10 protein-coding genes are annotated in these 14,651 nt (G+C 64.6%); 5 read left to right on the forward strand and 5 right to left on the reverse strand.

What is annotated here, in order from left to right:
* Nucleotides 1-24 precede the first annotated feature (24 nt).
* Nucleotides 25-7,044, reverse strand: a complete 7,020-nt coding sequence (locus BBJ66_RS20390) for a hypothetical protein (RefSeq protein ID WP_071089271.1) — start codon at nt 7,042-7,044, stop codon at nt 25-27.
* A 464-nt stretch (nt 7,045-7,508) separates the two neighbouring features.
* Here BBJ66_RS20390 and BBJ66_RS20395 point away from each other — a divergent pair, with 464 nt between their 5' ends.
* Together BBJ66_RS20395 and BBJ66_RS20400 are read left to right on the forward strand one after the other, a co-directional pair.
* Nucleotides 7,509-7,892 carry an Hpt domain-containing protein gene (locus tag BBJ66_RS20395; protein ID WP_082336774.1) on the forward strand — a complete coding sequence of 128 codons (384 nt, stop codon included), beginning with the start codon at nt 7,509-7,511 and terminating at the stop codon, nt 7,890-7,892.
* A 201-nt stretch (nt 7,893-8,093) separates the two neighbouring features.
* Nucleotides 8,094-8,414 (forward strand): 2Fe-2S iron-sulfur cluster-binding protein, encoded by a 321-nt coding sequence (locus BBJ66_RS20400; RefSeq protein WP_003569017.1) that lies wholly within the window; start codon nt 8,094-8,096, stop codon nt 8,412-8,414.
* 312 nt (nt 8,415-8,726) lie between these two features.
* On the opposite strand, the gene BBJ66_RS20405 is transcribed toward BBJ66_RS20400, so the two are convergent.
* The gene (locus tag BBJ66_RS20405; protein ID WP_071089274.1) at nt 8,727-9,353 is read right to left on the reverse strand and encodes a DUF922 domain-containing Zn-dependent protease; all 627 of its coding nucleotides are present in this window, start codon (nt 9,351-9,353) and stop codon (nt 8,727-8,729) included.
* Between the two features lie 101 nt (nt 9,354-9,454).
* Here BBJ66_RS20405 and folP point away from each other — a divergent pair, with 101 nt between their 5' ends.
* The 3 genes from folP to folK are packed head-to-tail and all read left to right on the forward strand — an operon-like array spanning nt 9,455 to nt 11,197.
* Complete coding sequence (gene folP / locus BBJ66_RS20410; RefSeq protein WP_071089277.1) at nt 9,455-10,324, forward strand: dihydropteroate synthase; 870 nt, start codon at nt 9,455-9,457, stop codon at nt 10,322-10,324.
* On the forward strand, nt 10,321-10,686 hold the full coding sequence (folB, locus tag BBJ66_RS20415) for a dihydroneopterin aldolase (RefSeq protein ID WP_009986496.1): 366 nt from the start codon (nt 10,321-10,323) through the stop codon (nt 10,684-10,686). The genes folP and folB overlap by 4 nt, the downstream gene beginning before the upstream one ends.
* Nucleotides 10,679-11,197: a 2-amino-4-hydroxy-6-hydroxymethyldihydropteridine diphosphokinase gene (gene folK, locus BBJ66_RS20420; protein ID WP_071089281.1), complete on the forward strand. Its 519-nt coding sequence runs from the start codon at nt 10,679-10,681 to the stop codon at nt 11,195-11,197. Before folB ends, folK begins: the two co-directional genes overlap by 8 nt.
* Nucleotides 11,198-11,263: 66 nt before the next feature.
* On the opposite strand, the gene BBJ66_RS20425 is transcribed toward folK, so the two are convergent.
* The 3 genes from BBJ66_RS20425 to BBJ66_RS20435 all read right to left on the reverse strand — a co-directional run bounded on the left by BBJ66_RS20425 (nt 11,264) and on the right by BBJ66_RS20435 (nt 14,577).
* A complete protein-coding gene (locus tag BBJ66_RS20425; RefSeq protein ID WP_071089284.1) occupies nt 11,264-11,815 on the reverse strand; it encodes a hypothetical protein in 552 nt (183 codons plus the stop codon).
* Between the two features lie 210 nt (nt 11,816-12,025).
* Entirely contained in the window at nt 12,026-13,105 is a 1,080-nt protein-coding gene (locus BBJ66_RS20430) for a YcjF family protein (protein WP_071089287.1), read from the reverse strand.
* Complete coding sequence (locus tag BBJ66_RS20435) at nt 13,102-14,577, reverse strand: YcjX family protein (protein WP_071089289.1); 1,476 nt, start codon at nt 14,575-14,577, stop codon at nt 13,102-13,104. The genes BBJ66_RS20430 and BBJ66_RS20435 overlap by 4 nt, the downstream gene beginning before the upstream one ends.
* Nucleotides 14,578-14,651: the final 74 nt, after the last annotated feature.

Below are 14,651 nucleotides of genomic sequence, written 5' to 3' on the forward strand. Positions count from 1 at the left end.
CCTCTTCAATTCAGATCGGCAAACTCAGCTGAGCCTGCCGGCTGCATGGGCGAGCATGGTGTAGACCTTGCCCGTATCCGAGGTCAGGTAAGACTGTGTGACAGTCTGGTTCGGGTCGGTGCGGGCGACGTCGGCGAGCAGCTTTTCGAAATCACCGATATAGCGGTCGACGGCGGTGCGGAATTCCGGTTCGCGGTCGTATTTGCGCTTGATCTCGTCGAAGGTCTGCTGGCCCTTCAGCGTATAGAGGCGGCGGGTGAAGACGTCACGCTCGCCGCGCTGGTAACGCCGCCAGAGATCCACCGAGGCATCGTGGTCGATGGCGCGGGCGATATCGACCGAGAGCGAGTTCAGCGATTCGACGACGTGGCGCGGATTGCGGCTGTCATTGCTGCGCGCGGCCGGTGCGGCGGTTTCCGTCGGGCGGGCCGGGGTACGGGCAGGCGCCTCGTCGGCGGCCTCCTCACGCGATGCGCCGCGCAGAAGATCGCTGATCCAGCCGCCGCTTTCCGGACGGGCCGGTTCCTGGCGGCCTACGTCCTGACGGCTTGGCTCCTGACGGGTGGGGGCAGGCTGCTGAGCGGCGCGCTGTGGGGCGGCAGCCGGTGCAGACGGGGCGATCGTTCCGCGCAGACCCGTCGCTTCGATTGGCGGACGCGCCACCGGTTGCTGCGGCTGGGCTGCGACCGGCTGGCTTGCGACTGGCTGGCTTGCGGGGGGCTGGGCGGCACGTGGGGTCGGCTGCGCCTGGGCGAGCGTGCGGGCGACGGGTTCGGAGATCTCAAGCTGCTGGCTGGAGCGGCCGACAAGCTGGGAGATGTCCTGCAGCGCCTTGATCTGCTCGGCGACGGCCCGGCGCATGGCCGAGGCGCTTTCCTTGGCTTCCTCGGGAAGGTCGAAGGCCCCGCGCTTCAATTCGGCGCGGGTGGCGTCGAGCTCGTTGCGGATGTCGGCGGCGGAGCGGCGGATATCATCGGTGGCGCCGGAGAAGCGGCCGACGGCATCATCGATCGCCTCGCGCAACGCTTCCCGCATGTTCTGGGCGGCACCGTCGGAGGCGCGGCCGGCTTCGCCGAGCATGCGCTCGACTTCCGACAGCGAGGCCGTCAGACCGCCACGAATACGGTTGGAGAGATCGCCGGAGCGGCGCTCGACATTGGCGAAGGTGCCGTCGATCGTCGTATTGGCCTCGTCGCCGGCGCGGGTGATCGCCTCGCGCATCGTCTCGGCGGCTTCCTGGGCGCGCTTTTCGGTTTCGGTGAGAATACGGCCGATATCGGCGAAGGAGGATTGCACGCCCTGGCGCAGATTGCCGGTGACCTGGTTGGAGCGCTGCTCCGCCCGCTCGAATACCGTCTCGATCATGCCGCCGAGGCCGCGCATGGTGTTTTCGATCTCGTCGGAGCGCTGGACCAGGCTGACGGAGAGAGCCTGCAGCGCGCCTTCGCGCTCCTCGAGCGTCGAGGCGAGGTTGGACTGGGCGGCGCCGAGAAGCTGCGAGGCCTGGGTCAGGACCTTGGAGTGTTCGTCGAAGCGGCCGATGATGCCGCCGACCTGCGACAGCGTCTGGCCCGAAATGTCGGAAAGACGGTCGACCTTGCCTTCGAGAAGCCGGGTCGAGGCGTTGACCATCTCGGCAGCCTTGGTGGTGGAGTCGGCAAAGCGCGTCGTGGTTTCACCGAGACGGCTGTCGACGCTCGCCAGCTGCTCGGCGGCGCGGTTCATCATCATCGCCATCGCCGCGCTGCTTTCCGACATGCGCTCGACGAGGCCGTTGACGTTGCCGACCAGGCTGTTCTCGATGGCGCTGACGGCATTGGCGACATTCTCGGTGCGGGCGGCAACGGCGCTGGCGAGCGCTTCGTTTTCGGCGCGCAGACGATCGGCGCTGAGGTTGGCCGCGGCGGTGATGCGGGCGGCGGCCTGCTCGCCGGCATCGGTGTAGCGATCGATGATCGGACGGGCGGTTTCGTCGAGGATGCGCGTCAATTCGACCGAACGGCCCGCCAGCATCGAGTTGAGGTCGCGGGTGCGCTCGTCCAGCGTCGCGCGGATCGAATTGCCGCGCGCTTCGAGCGCCCGGTCGATCTCGGAGAAGGTCGTATCGATCTCGCGGGCACGCTCTTCGAGATTGGAGCGGATGGCGCTGCTGCGGGCTTCGAGCGCCCGATCGACATCCGCCATGGTGGCGGAAATCTCGCTTCCGGCTCCCGACAGCGTCGAGCGGATGGCATCGCCGCGCGTCTCCAGAGACTGGCCGGCATCCGACAGTGTCTTGGAGATGGCATTGACCTGCGTGCCGACGATGGTCTCGGCCTCGGCAACCTTGTTGACGATGGCGTTGCCGGCTTCCGAGAAGGTCTGGGCGACGGCAGCGGCCTGGCTTGCGAGCCTGCTCTGGGCCTCAGCGACGCGGGTGACGATCTGCGACGAGCGCTCATCCATGGTGCGGGTGAATTCGTCGCTCTTGGCATTGAGATCCACGGCGAATTGCTGGCCGGTCTTGCCGAGCAGTTCGGTGGTTCTCGTCGCTTCGCCTTCCATTCCCTGAGCCGCTTCGGCAACCGCGCTGCGCAGCGTCGAGGCGAGGCCGGCGGCCTTGCCTTCGATGGTGCGGTTGACGGCATCGAGGCCGACGGTCAACGCACGGTCCATGGTGGAGAGACGTTCCTCGATGCGCTCATTGCCGCGGTCGAGGGTTTCGCCAAGGCTCATAGTGCGGCCGTCGATGGCGCCGGTCAGGCTAGAGGCACGGCTGTCGAGCGTCTCGGCCAGATTGGCGGTGCGGCTGTCGATCGCCTGCGTGAGGTTTGCGGCGCTGCCTTCGAGCGTCGCCGAGATACGCTGGTTGGCGTCGTCGCTGAGCGCGCCGAGACGGGAGATGCCGTCGGTAAGCACGCCGGAGAGCTGGCCGCTGGCGGCTTCGACCTTTTCGGCAACGCCGCCGACGCCGTCGCGGATGCGGGTCTCGATCGCCGCAAGTCCGGATTCAACACGCGATCCGGTTTCTTCAAAACGGCCTGCCAGGCTTCCGACCGACTGATCGAGTTGGGCGGAGAGATTCTGGGTGGAGCTGGAAATCGCATTTGCCGCCTCCTGGAAGCGGCCGGCGATCTGGCCGGCGCCGGCATGCATGCGGTCTTCCAACGTCTGGGCGCCGGCATCGATGGCCTGGCGGATCGCGGCTTCACGGTCCTCCAGCGACATTTCGAGCATGCTGACGCTCGTCGCCACCGAAGTGCCGATGCTGGTCGCGTGTTCGGTCAGCGTATCGTTGATCAGCGCATGGGCCTGGTTCAGCGATAGGTCGATGGCGTTGGCGCGATCCTCAAGCGTCGTGCGGATGCGCTCATGGGCAGAGGTGAGCCCGCCTTCGATGCGTGCCGCGGCCTCGTCGGCGAGGCCTCCGAGCCGAACATGGGCATCGGTCAGACGGCCTTCAATGCGGCCGGTCAGGCCGCCGACGAGATCCTCGAAGCGGGCGCCGCCGGCATCGAGAACGCCGGACAGGGAGGCACTATGTTCGGAAAGCGCATTTTCAAGCCGCTGCTGATTGTCGGTGTAGGCGGCGCGGATCGCATCGGTCTTGTCGGTGAAGGCGCCGGCGACGCGTGACTCGGCGCCGGAGACGGCCTCCATGATGGCATTGCTGCGCGCTTCGAGCACGCTGTCGAAGCGGCTCTGGTTGTCGTCGAGCGAAATGGCGAGCGCCATGGTCTTTTCGTCGAGCGTGTCGGTCAGCCTGTCGTGCGTTGCCGTCACGGCGCCGATGATCGCAGCGGTGCGGTGCACCAAGGCTTCCTCGAGGCGGGCCTGGCCTTCGTTCAGCGAGGTGGCAATGGCCGCCGCCTTCCGGTCGAGCACACCGTTCAGGCCGTCATGCGTGCCGGCGACCGCCTTGGTGATGGCGTCGGCGCCTGTTGTCAGCGTCTCTTCGAGACGGCTCTGGCTCTCGTTCAGCGAAATGGCAAGCGCCATCGCCCGGTCGTCGAGCGTCTCGGACAGTCGGTCGTGGGTGGCGGAGACCGCATTGAGGATGGATTCCGAGCGACCTTCCAGCGTGTCCTGCAGGCGGCTGCGACCCTCATCCAGGGAGGCGGCGATGGCTGCCGACTTTTCGTCGAGCGTTTCCGAAAGACGGTCATGCGTACCGGACACGGCCTTGAGGAAGGCTTCGGAGCGCGCTTCCAGCGTGTCTTCGATCCGCGACTGGCTCTCATTCAGCGAGATGGCGAGCGTCATCGCCTTTTCGTCCAGCGTTTCGGACAGACGGTCATGGGTGCCGGAGACGGCGTTCAGCAGGGCTGCGGAGCGGGTTTCGAGCGTCTCGTCGATGCGGGCCTGGCCTTCGCTCAGCGCGGTGGCGAAAGCTGCCACCTTGCCTTCCAGCGTTTCCGACAGGCGGTCGTGGGTGCCGGAGACGGCGTTCAGCAGAGCCGCCGAGCGGGTCTGGAGCGTGTCTTCGATGCGGGCCTGGCTCTCGCTCAAGGAGGTGGCGAAGGCCGCCGCCTTTTCGTTGAGGGTTTCGGCAAGACGGTCGCGCGTGCCGGACACGGTGTTCAACAGCGCCTCGGCACGCGTTCCCAGCGCATCCTCGATGCGGGCATGCCGCTCGTCGAGCGAGGTCGTAAGGGCGGCGGCCTTGCTGTCCAGTGTTTCGGACAGGCGATCATGCGTGCCGGAGACGGCGTTCAGCAGGGCTGCGGAGCGGGTCTCGAGCGTATCTTCGATGCGGGCCTGGTTTTCGTTGAGCGAAATGGCAAGCGCCATCGCCTTTTCATCGAGCGTCTCGGACAGGCGGTCATGCGTGCCCGATACGGCGCTCAGCAGCGCTGCGGAGCGGGTCTCAAGCGTATCCTCGATGCGGGCCTGGCTCTCGTTCAGGGAGATGGCGAGCGCCATCGCTCTCTCGTCGAGCGTCTCGGCAAGACGGTCATGGGTGCCGGAGACGGCGTCGATGATGGCGTCAGCACGCGTGGTCAACGCCTCTTCGAAGCGGCCGTGATGGGTGGTGAGTGCCTCCACCAGTGCACCGCCGCGCTCTGCCATGACGCTGTCGATGCGGCCGTGGGCTGCGCCGAGCGCCTCGGTGATCTCTGCCGCACGGGCCGCAAGCACGCCGCTCAGTTCCTCGGCACGGCCGCCGAAGGCCGCGGTCACCTGTTCGGTGCCGGCGGCAACGGCGGTCGTCAGATCGGTGGTGGTGCTGCGCAGCGTGTCGCGGAATTCGGCCGAGCGGGCCCGAAGATTGTTCTGCAGATCGGAGGTGCCTGATGCAAGCGCCAGCGTGAGGTCTGAGGTGGCGCTCTGCAGCGCCGAGGTCAATTCGCCGGTGCGGCTGCTGAGCGCGGTGGTGATTTCGTCCGCCCGGGTGCCGAGCGAGCTTTCCAGCATTTCATGGCCGGTGGCCAGCGTAGTCGCGAGCGCCAGCGACTGGTCGGTCATCGAGGAGCCGAGCCGGTCGATGCTGGAACTCAGGATGCCGTCGATCGATTCCGAGCCGCCGGTCAGCGTCTCGTTGATGCGGGCGAGGCTTTCCATCAGCTTGGTGTCGAGCGAGCCGGTGCGTTTGTCGAAGGCGCTGGTGAATTCGGCGACGCGTTCGTCGAAGGCGGTGGACAGCTGGGCAACGGTCGTCTGCAGCCGCTCTTCGAAGAAGCCGGAGCGGACGTCGAGATCCATGACGGCGTCGTCAGCGGTGCTCTGCAGGCTCTGGCGGAAGCTCGCGCCCTTTTCATCGAGGGCGCTGTTCAGCTTCGACAGCACGTCGTCGAGCGTCCCGCCGATGGTGCGTTCGCCCGATGTCAGGCTCTCATTGATCTCGCGGGTGCGGGCGATCAGGATCTCGCTCAGCTGCTGCGTGCGCTCGTGCAGCGCGGCATTCAGCTTCTCGGTGCTGCTGTCCATGGTCGACGCGCGTGTTTCGAACTGGCTGAGCAGCCTTTCGCCATGGTCGTTGAGGTTGACGGAGAGCGCTTCGAGGCGGTTGTCGAATTCGGTGGCGAGCGCGAAACCCGATGCGTTCAATGTCTGCAGCAGGCTATCGGTCTTGGCGGCGAGCAGGCTGCCTATCGACTGCAGGGCGTTGTCGGATTTTTCCAGAATTGTCGCAGCGCGCGTATCGATCAGCGAGGCAAAGGCTTCGCCCGATGTGGAAAGCCGCACGGCGATCTCTTCGGTTGCAAGCGACAGCTCTTCCTTCAACTGGTCGTGGACGCTGCCGATCGAGGTGCGGATGCGGTCGGCATGGTTGACGATCGCCTCGCGCTCGGAGCCGAGTTCGTGGACGAGACCGCGGACGCGCAGCTCATTGTCGGCATAGGAGCGTTCAAGTGCATTGACTTCGGAATGGACGAGCGTTTCCAGCTCGGACGCACGCGCGATGGTGCGCTCGATGCCTTCATTCATGGCCGAGACCTCTCGGCGCACGGCCTGGCCGACGGTCATGATGCGCTCGGAGGCGATGGTTTCCGGTTCCGCCAGGCGCAATGCCACTTCCGCCATGGAACGGGCGGCGTTGCGCATGTCCTGGGCGCGGGCGATCATGATGGCGAAAGCATAAAACATCATCACCGGGATAATGATGCCGACGAGACCGGCGATGACGCCGGGCAGGGCGACGAGATCGGCGAGCGAACGGATCTGCCAGATTTGCGGCCCATAAAGCAGCGACATCAGGCCGAGCCCGCCCAGGACCCAGAGCACCGAGAACAGCGTGGCGGTGCGCACCGCCGAGCGGCTGGAGGCGCCGTCGAAGGATTTCAGGATCGAGGCGGGCGTGTTGCGGCTGGCATCGTTGGCGGGCGCGAAAGCCGGCCCCCTGGAAGCCTGCTCGCCGGCGGCGCGGCGGTTGCGGCGCTGCGCTTCTTCCTGGGCCTGTTGGTTACGCGCATTCGATGGATCAGACACATTAGCCTCCGGGGCCTCAGGCGCGTCGCCGCGGCGAGACGGCACGTTATCTTTGCCGAAGTCGATCTGGAGCGCCTCGTCCAATGCCTTGAACGCCTTGTCCTCAATCGACTCGTTATATTTGTTGTTCGCCATTGGTTATGCCTCGTTACTGTCGGCCGGTCCGGCAGCGCAATCCCGGGCTTCCGCCTCACCCGGGGAACAACTTTGCCGTTCCAGCCTTCCATCCCAACGACGGACGGATAAGCATGTCATTTCAGAGTAGATAGCCGCTTTTTCAAACGGAAGGTATCAAAACACTACCATTATCCACTCGCTCGGCAAAGGCGCGTACCATAAACCCGCTCCACCAGTATCGTAGTGACACATCTGGGCTCCTCACACAATTAATGAAGGCTTGAGATTCAAGGCTCGTTAACTCGTTGTTAACATCTTTAAATCCGCGGCACCGCTTAAAAACCAATAATTTAGGGGTATTTAACGGATGTTAACCATATGGCGAGATTTCCGCCCCGAATGTGCCGGAATTTAACGTGATGGCCACCCTCCTGGCGCAGAACTGTTGCAACTGCGCACGACACGAGACGGGAGAATTGGCAATGGCAGCTCAGATGGCAGCATTGAACATCGTATTCGAGGCGCCGGATAATGCAAAGGGACCCTGTCCCTCGAAGGTCCGACCGATCGATCTCGTCCATCTCGCCAAGCAGACGATGGGCGACAAGTCGCTGGAAATCGAAGTCCTTCAGATGTTTGCGCGCCAGGCTCGCGCATGTCTGCAGGATATTGCGAGCGGCGAAACCATCCGCGTCGGCGCGGCTGCGCACCGCCTGAAGGGCGCAGCAAGCTCGGTCGGCGCCTTCCGCGTGTCGCAGACGGCCGAGGCCGTCGAGGAAACCGGCGGTGACGCCGGGTCGACCGCTGCGCTCGGTGCCGCCGTCATCGACGCCGAGAATTTCATCCTGAAGCTCTGCCGCGGCTGATCCCTGCTGGAGATGCGTTCGAATGAGGCCCGTTGTTCCATTGCGGAACCTCGGGTCTTTTTGCGACGTCTTGCATGACGCTTTGAAGACGGCGGGCGAAAGCCCGATCTGCGAGGTTAGGGCGACCTTCCCGATGTTGACTGACGCGTCGAATTGTCGGAAGAAAATCCGCCCATCACTTGAAGACCGGAAATAGTCCTGATGCCCAAACTTACCATCGTCGCCTTCGACGGCACGCGCTTCGACCTCGACGTCGACCAAGGCTCCACCGTCATGGAGAATGCCGTGCGCAATTCGGTGCCCGGCATCGAGGCAGAATGCGGCGGCGCCTGCGCCTGCGCGACCTGTCATGTCTATGTCGACGAGGCATGGACCGAGCAGGTCGGCCAGCCGGAAGCGATGGAAGAGGATATGCTCGACTTCGCCTTCGACGTACGCCCGACCTCGCGGCTGTCCTGTCAGATCCGCATGAAGGCTGTCTATGACGGCCTCGTGGTGCACGTGCCGGAACGCCAGGCTTAAGCGCCTGCGCTTCACCTTCGCCGGTATAGGATCCAGAAAAAAGACGCCTCGCGCGCTGGTGCGAGCGAGGCGAGGCGGGCGCATTACCTACGGATGAGGGAGGAACATCCGCGGCTTCGGAACGCGCCAGGAGAACCCAGCGATGAAAGAGCAGATGCCTTAGCTGCACTTTCGAATGTGTTCATATTAACGCGTTCCGGTTGAGTCTGCCAGGATGAAAAATGACCATTCAATCACTGGGGAGGGGGCAAGTTTCGCACAAGTTTCGTTGTGCAGCTAAGGTTTTCCGCTCGCAACCAGACTGAAAAAGCCTTATTTTGCGCCGGCTCGGCCATTGATTCGATTGTTCAGCAATCTCAGCATGCGCTTCTGGAAATTGACCGCCTCGACCCGGTCGAATCGCGCCTGCTGCCGATCGTGCTCCTCTATACCGCGAGCTGATTCGCCTGAGACGAGTTCCTGCATGGCCTCGCAGCTGCGCTGCTGCGGCAGGGCGCGGATGGCGCGTTCCATGGCGCGGGCCTGATCGCGGGCGATTTCGGCATGACGCTCCTCGTGGCGCTTGATATCGCTCGACAGGGCGTCCCAAATCACCGACAGCTCCTTACTGGCGCCCTTGCGGCTGTTCCAGCGCGGCAGGATGATCTGGGTGTGGACCGTGACCTTGACGTTGCCGACGCGGCAGCGGCCGTTATCCTGGATATAGGTGGCTTCACCGCCGAAGCGGATCTTCGTTGCGCCGGGATGGCGCGCCGAGGAACCGCTCGACGTCGGGCCGCGCCGGCTGAGTTCGCGGTCGAGCTCATCCGCGGTTTTGCCGCGAATGTCGAAATAGGAATAGCTTTTCGATGCAATCACTTCTGCTTGCACTGGGCTGCAGACGGAAAGAGCAATGGAAAAGGCGATAGGAAGGACCATATAACGCACTACAAGCGGCATTCTGTACGCAACCCGTGTTGAAATCGACCGGAGCTTGGGGCATAGCCACCGCAAGCGCAATATCGGATGGCGCTTTTTTCGCGATCGATGGGATAAGTCTGGTGACAGGGTTCGAAGGCAGTTTGTGGCGTGTGGGCCATGGCCGGGAGATCGAACTCGGCCGTCGGTCTCTCATCATGGCGATCATCAATGTGACGCCGGACTCCTTTTCCGACGGCGGACGCTTCGAAACCGTCGATGCGGCGGTCGAACATGCGCTTCGGGCCGTGAGCGAGGGTGCCGGGATTATCGATATCGGCGGCGAATCGACCCGGCCGAACGCCGCTGCCGTCAGCCCTTCCGAGGAGCAGGCGCGTGTGCTGCCGGTCATCGAGGCGCTGCGCGGGCGCACCCAGGCGCTTATCTCAATCGACACGTATCGCGCCGAGACGGCGCGGCTTGCGGTCAGCGCCGGCGCCCATATCGTCAACGACGTCTTCGGGCTGCAGAGGGAGCCCGATATCGCCGACATCGCGGCGGCGACCGGGGCCGGGCTCTGCATCATGCATACCGGCCGCGACAGGGCGAAGCTTCCCGACGTGATTGCCGACCAGGTGCACTTTCTCAAGCGGTCGCTTGAGATCGCCCAGGCAGCCGGCGTCAACAGCGACCGCATCGTGCTCGATCCCGGCTTCGGTTTCGCCAAGGAGACGGCGGAGGAGAACCTCGAACTGATGGCGCGGTTTTCCGAACTTTCCCGCTTCGGCCTGCCGCTGCTTGCGGGGACCTCGCGCAAACGCTTCCTCGGCGCGGTGACGGGGCGTGAGGCGGCAGACAGGGATGCGGCGACGGCCGTCACTAGCGCCCTGCTCAGGCTTCAAGGGGCTGCGGTTTTCCGGGTGCACAATGTCGCAATCAACAGGGATGCGCTCGATATCGCCGATGCTATGCTGAATGCGCGCCAGGAATTCGAGAGGAAGCGGCCGACATGACCACCTATACGATCACGCTGCAGAACTGCGCCTTCTTCGCGCGCCACGGCGTGCACGACGAGGAGGAATTCCTCGGCCAGCGATTCTTCGTCGATGCCGAGCTGGATGTCGTCGCCGGCGAGGCGCTGAAAAGCGATTCGATCGACGATACCGTCAATTACGGCATCGCCTTCACGGTGATCGAGCAGATCGTCACCGGCAAGCGGCGCTACCTGATCGAGGCCCTGGCGCTCGATATCGCCAAAGGGCTCTGCGAGACATTCCCGCAGGTCCGGCGGGCGAAGATCACGGTGCGCAAACCGAACGCGCCGGTGCCCGGCGTGCTCGATTTCGTGCAGGTGAGCGTTGAGCACTTTGCCTGAGACCGCATGGCAATCGGCCACACTCGGCCTCGGCGGCAATATCGGCGATCCCGTGAAGGCGATGGTCGCCGCACTGCAGCGGCTGGACGCGCGAGACGACTGCCGGGTTACGGCGGTCTCGCGGCTCTATCGCACGCCGCCCTGGGGCAAGACCGACCAATCCTTCTTCTTCAACGCCTGCGCCGCCGTCGAAACCAGACTGGAGCCTGAGGCTTTGCTCGATGTCTGCCTGTCGATCGAGCGGGAGATGAAACGCGAACGCATCGAGCGCTGGGGGCCGCGCACACTCGATATCGACGTGCTGACCTATGGCGACGTCATCCAGGAGGCGCCGCGGCTGGAACTGCCGCATCCGCGCATGACCGATCGCGGTTTCGTGCTGATGCCGCTTGCCGATATCGCGCCGGACCTTGTCATCAAGGGCAGGGCGGTCAGTGATTGGCTTGAAGATGCCGAGGTGGCGGGCATCGAAATCGCCGACAACCGCCGCGACTGGTGGCTCCAGATCTGAGCGGAGCTCCTGAAACGGAAAACGGCGGGAAACCCGCCGCTTCAGGAAAATCCGCTGTGGCACTATCTACTGGATGGAGCCGACGGCCATCTCGTCGACCTGGCGGGTCAGCGTCAGGCCGATGACCGGGATCATCTGGCTTTCGACCTTGACCGAAACGGTGACGTTCATCGTCTTGTCATCGCGCACGCGGGCGATCATCGCCCCGTTCAGCTTGGCGCGGTTGATGCCGACGACGACGGTATCCTCGGAAACGGCGCCGGAGACGACGTCGAGACCCTTGCCGGCGGCACCGTCGAGGAATTTGCCCTTGTAGGTCGAGCCCGACTGGGAGATGACGGCGGTCATCGGCTGTTTGAAGACACCGACACGGCAGGTGCCGTCGAGCTTGATGCCGGCGCTACTGTCGCCTGTGGGTTCACCGACCAGGTTGCAGGTGAATTTCGTGCCCTTGTACTTGCCGGCGACGATTTCGCCGGGGCCCTTCCAGGAGCCGGTAACGGAATCGAAGAAGGCTTTGTCACGGGTTGCAGCGGTGGCTGTCGGAGCGACATCTGCGACGGGAGACAATGCCGCGGCGGCCAGGCCGCATATGATGAGAAACTTGCGCGAATACATGGATTTTCCTTGGCAAACACCACTCACGAATTGGCTGCAAGTTTTGCCTGGGAATGGTTAATCCTTCCTTTCAATCGTGCCGAAATGCGCTGTAATACACGGATTTCGCGCGGCTCGGATTTTAGCTTCTCATCATTAGAGCCTTGAATTTGCTGTAATTTCTCCAACATTCCGTTAGGGATGGCGAAGGCTGCGGAATTGCTCCGTCTCTCAAGGAGTGTTGCCGCGCGGCGACATGGAGGGCGTGAGGTCGCCGATGAAATCGCCGATTCCCGGCCGTTTCAGGGCGCGGAAGGCGAGCGGGCGGCAGAGATCCATCGCCGCGATTCCAATGCGGGCGGTCATCAGGCCGTTGATGACGCCTTCGCCCAGTCGGGCCGAGAGCTTGGAGGCCAGCCCATGGCCGAGCACCTGCTGGACGAGGCTGTCGCCGACAGCGATCGAGCCGGTGACGGCCAGATGCGCCAGTACGTCACGCAGCAGACGGAACATGCCGAGCGTGCCGGGGCGGCCGCCGTAAAGCTCGGCCATGGCGCGGATGAGGCGCACGGACTCATAGAGCACATAGAGCAGGTCGACCACGGCGCGCGGGCTGACGGCGGTGACGATCGAGACGCGCTTGGAGGCGTTGACGATCAGAGCGCGGGCCTTGCGGTCGAGCGGCGCGAGCAATTCCCGTTCGGCGAGCGCAATCAGATGCGGGGGATCGATGACCTCGCCTTCCGTCGCCTTCAGCGTGGCGCGGCCCTTCGATGTCTCGGGATTGGCCGAAAGCAGCGTGGTCAGGCGGGTGACGACGGCGCGTGCCTTTGCCGGCCGGGTTTCGACCATCGCGACTTCCGCTTCGGCTTTGATCGCCTGGACGGCGGCAAGACGCATCATCCCTGATGTCTCGCGGATGACGAGAGCAAGCACGGCGAGGATGCCGACCGCGAGCACGGCAAGCGCCGCATACCCCAACCAGTCGGCGCGGGTGAAGAGATCGCGGATCAGGCTATCGGTCCAGAGGCCGAGGCCGAGCGACAGCAGGATGCCGAAGGCGCCGGCGGCGATCTTGCCGAAGGAGGTCCGGCGTCTCAGCGGCGTTGCCACGGGCACCGCGCTCAGATCCCTGTCGGGATTGAGGAAGGGGTCGTCCTCATCCGCCGTCACGACAATGTTGTCGGAGAAGCTTTCCGGCCTGCGCCGCTGTTCTGCCCGGCGGCCGTTGTCATGACGCTCGGCGGCCTCGTCCTCGTAGGTGAAGGCGGCGGGCGGGCGGCGTGGCGGCTCTGACGGGGGCTTGCTCATGCGAGACGGTCTCCGAACAGGAACTGCATGGCGCGGTCGAGGCGGATATGCGGCACCGACAGCTTGATGCCGCCGCCGGTTTCCTCAAGCTGCGGCGGGCGGAACCTGACGACATTGACATCGGGCAGCCGCAAGCCGGCCTCACCCGAGGCGATACGGTCAAACAGGCTTTCCGGATCCTCCGGCAGATCGCCGGGAAAGATCGCGGTCTTTCTCTGGCCGTCGAAACGCTCGCCGGCGATGGTTTCGCCCTCCATCGGCGTGCCGACGATGACCGGCAGGTCATGACCGTCGCGCTTGACCGATGCCTCGCGGGTGGCGCGCACGGAGGCGAGCGCCATGACGTCGATGCCCGCACCCGCCATGCCGATGCGGTCGATGGCACGATCCACCAGACGGCGGGTGAGCGCATCGAGCCGGTCGTGGCTTTCATGGTGGAGATGATCAGCCTTGGTGGCGGCGACCAGCACGCGGTCGATGCGGCGCCCGAGCAGCGAAGACAGCAGCGAATTGGTGCCGGGGCGGAAACAGGCGAGCACATCGGTCAGCGCGCGTTCCAGATCCTGGACGGCTTCGGGGCCGCGGTTCATCGCCTGCAGCGCATCGACGAGCACGATCTGCCGGTCGACGCGGGCGAAATGCTCGCGGAAGAAGGGTTTGACGACGACCGATTTATAGGCCTCGTAACGCCGCTCCATCATCGTCCAGAGCGAGTTGCGCCCCGGACGGCCGTCCGCCGGCAAGGCCAGCGGCGCGAAGGTCAGCGCCGGCGAGCCGTCGAGATCGCCGGGCAGCAGCAGGCGGCCTGGCGGCAGGGTGGAGAGCGAGCGTTCGTCGGCCTTGCAGGCCTTGAGATAATCGGCAAAGGCGGTGGCGAGGTCGCGGGCGACCATTTCGTCGGCGCCGGCCTGGATATCGGCGGCATGCGTCAGCGCCAGCCACCCGCGCGACAGCTCGGAGCGGATGCCGGTTTTCGCCAGTGCGATCGTCTCCTCGCTGAAGGTGCGATAATCCTTGCCGAGCAGCGGCAGGTCGAGCAGCCACTCGCCGGGATAATCGACGATGTCGATCGACAGGCGGCCGGGCGAAAACAGCCGGTTCCAACCGCTGGCGCTCTGATAGTCCAGCGTGATGCGCAGCTCTGAGATGGCGCGGGTCGAATCCGGCCAGATACGGTCCTTCACCAGCGCCCGGATATGGTCCTCGTACTGAAAGCGCGGCACGGCATCGTCGGGCTGCGGCTCTAGCCGCACCGCCGAGACGCGGCCCGACTGCACCGGCTCGAACAGCGGCAGGCGGCCGCCATGCAGGAGATTGTGCACCAGCGAAGAAATGAAGACTGTCTTGCCGGAGCGCGAGAGGCCGGTGACGCCGAGCCGCACGGTCGGATTGACGAGGCCGCTCGCCCGGTCGGCGAGATTGTCGAGAGCGATGCGGGCGTCATCGGCAAAGGATGTCAGGCGTGGCGGCAAGGCGCAATTCCGGTTGGTGACTGCCGGCAATATAGGAAGGGCGCGCCGCCTGAAAAAGACGCGGCGCGAAAGCT

Source organism: Rhizobium sp. RSm-3 (genome assembly GCF_001854685.1).
Classification (GTDB): Bacteria; Pseudomonadota; Alphaproteobacteria; order Rhizobiales; family Rhizobiaceae; genus Rhizobium; species Rhizobium ecuadorense.

Bases quoted from the DNA above. Each gene is read 5' to 3' on its own strand.
- BBJ66_RS20390 (WP_071089271.1), bottom strand. From the start codon at position 7,044: ATGGCGAACAACAAATATAACGAGTCGATTGAGGACAAGGCGTTCAAG.
- BBJ66_RS20395 (WP_082336774.1), top strand. From the start codon at position 7,509: ATGGCAGCTCAGATGGCAGCATTGAACATCGTATTCGAGGCGCCGGAT.
- BBJ66_RS20400 (WP_003569017.1), top strand. From the start codon at position 8,094: ATGCCCAAACTTACCATCGTCGCCTTCGACGGCACGCGCTTCGACCTC.
- BBJ66_RS20405 (WP_071089274.1), bottom strand. From the start codon at position 9,353: ATGCCGCTTGTAGTGCGTTATATGGTCCTTCCTATCGCCTTTTCCATT.
- folB (WP_009986496.1), top strand. From the start codon at position 10,321: ATGACCACCTATACGATCACGCTGCAGAACTGCGCCTTCTTCGCGCGC.
- BBJ66_RS20425 (WP_071089284.1), bottom strand. From the start codon at position 11,815: ATGTATTCGCGCAAGTTTCTCATCATATGCGGCCTGGCCGCCGCGGCA.
- BBJ66_RS20430 (WP_071089287.1), bottom strand. From the start codon at position 13,105: ATGAGCAAGCCCCCGTCAGAGCCGCCACGCCGCCCGCCCGCCGCCTTC.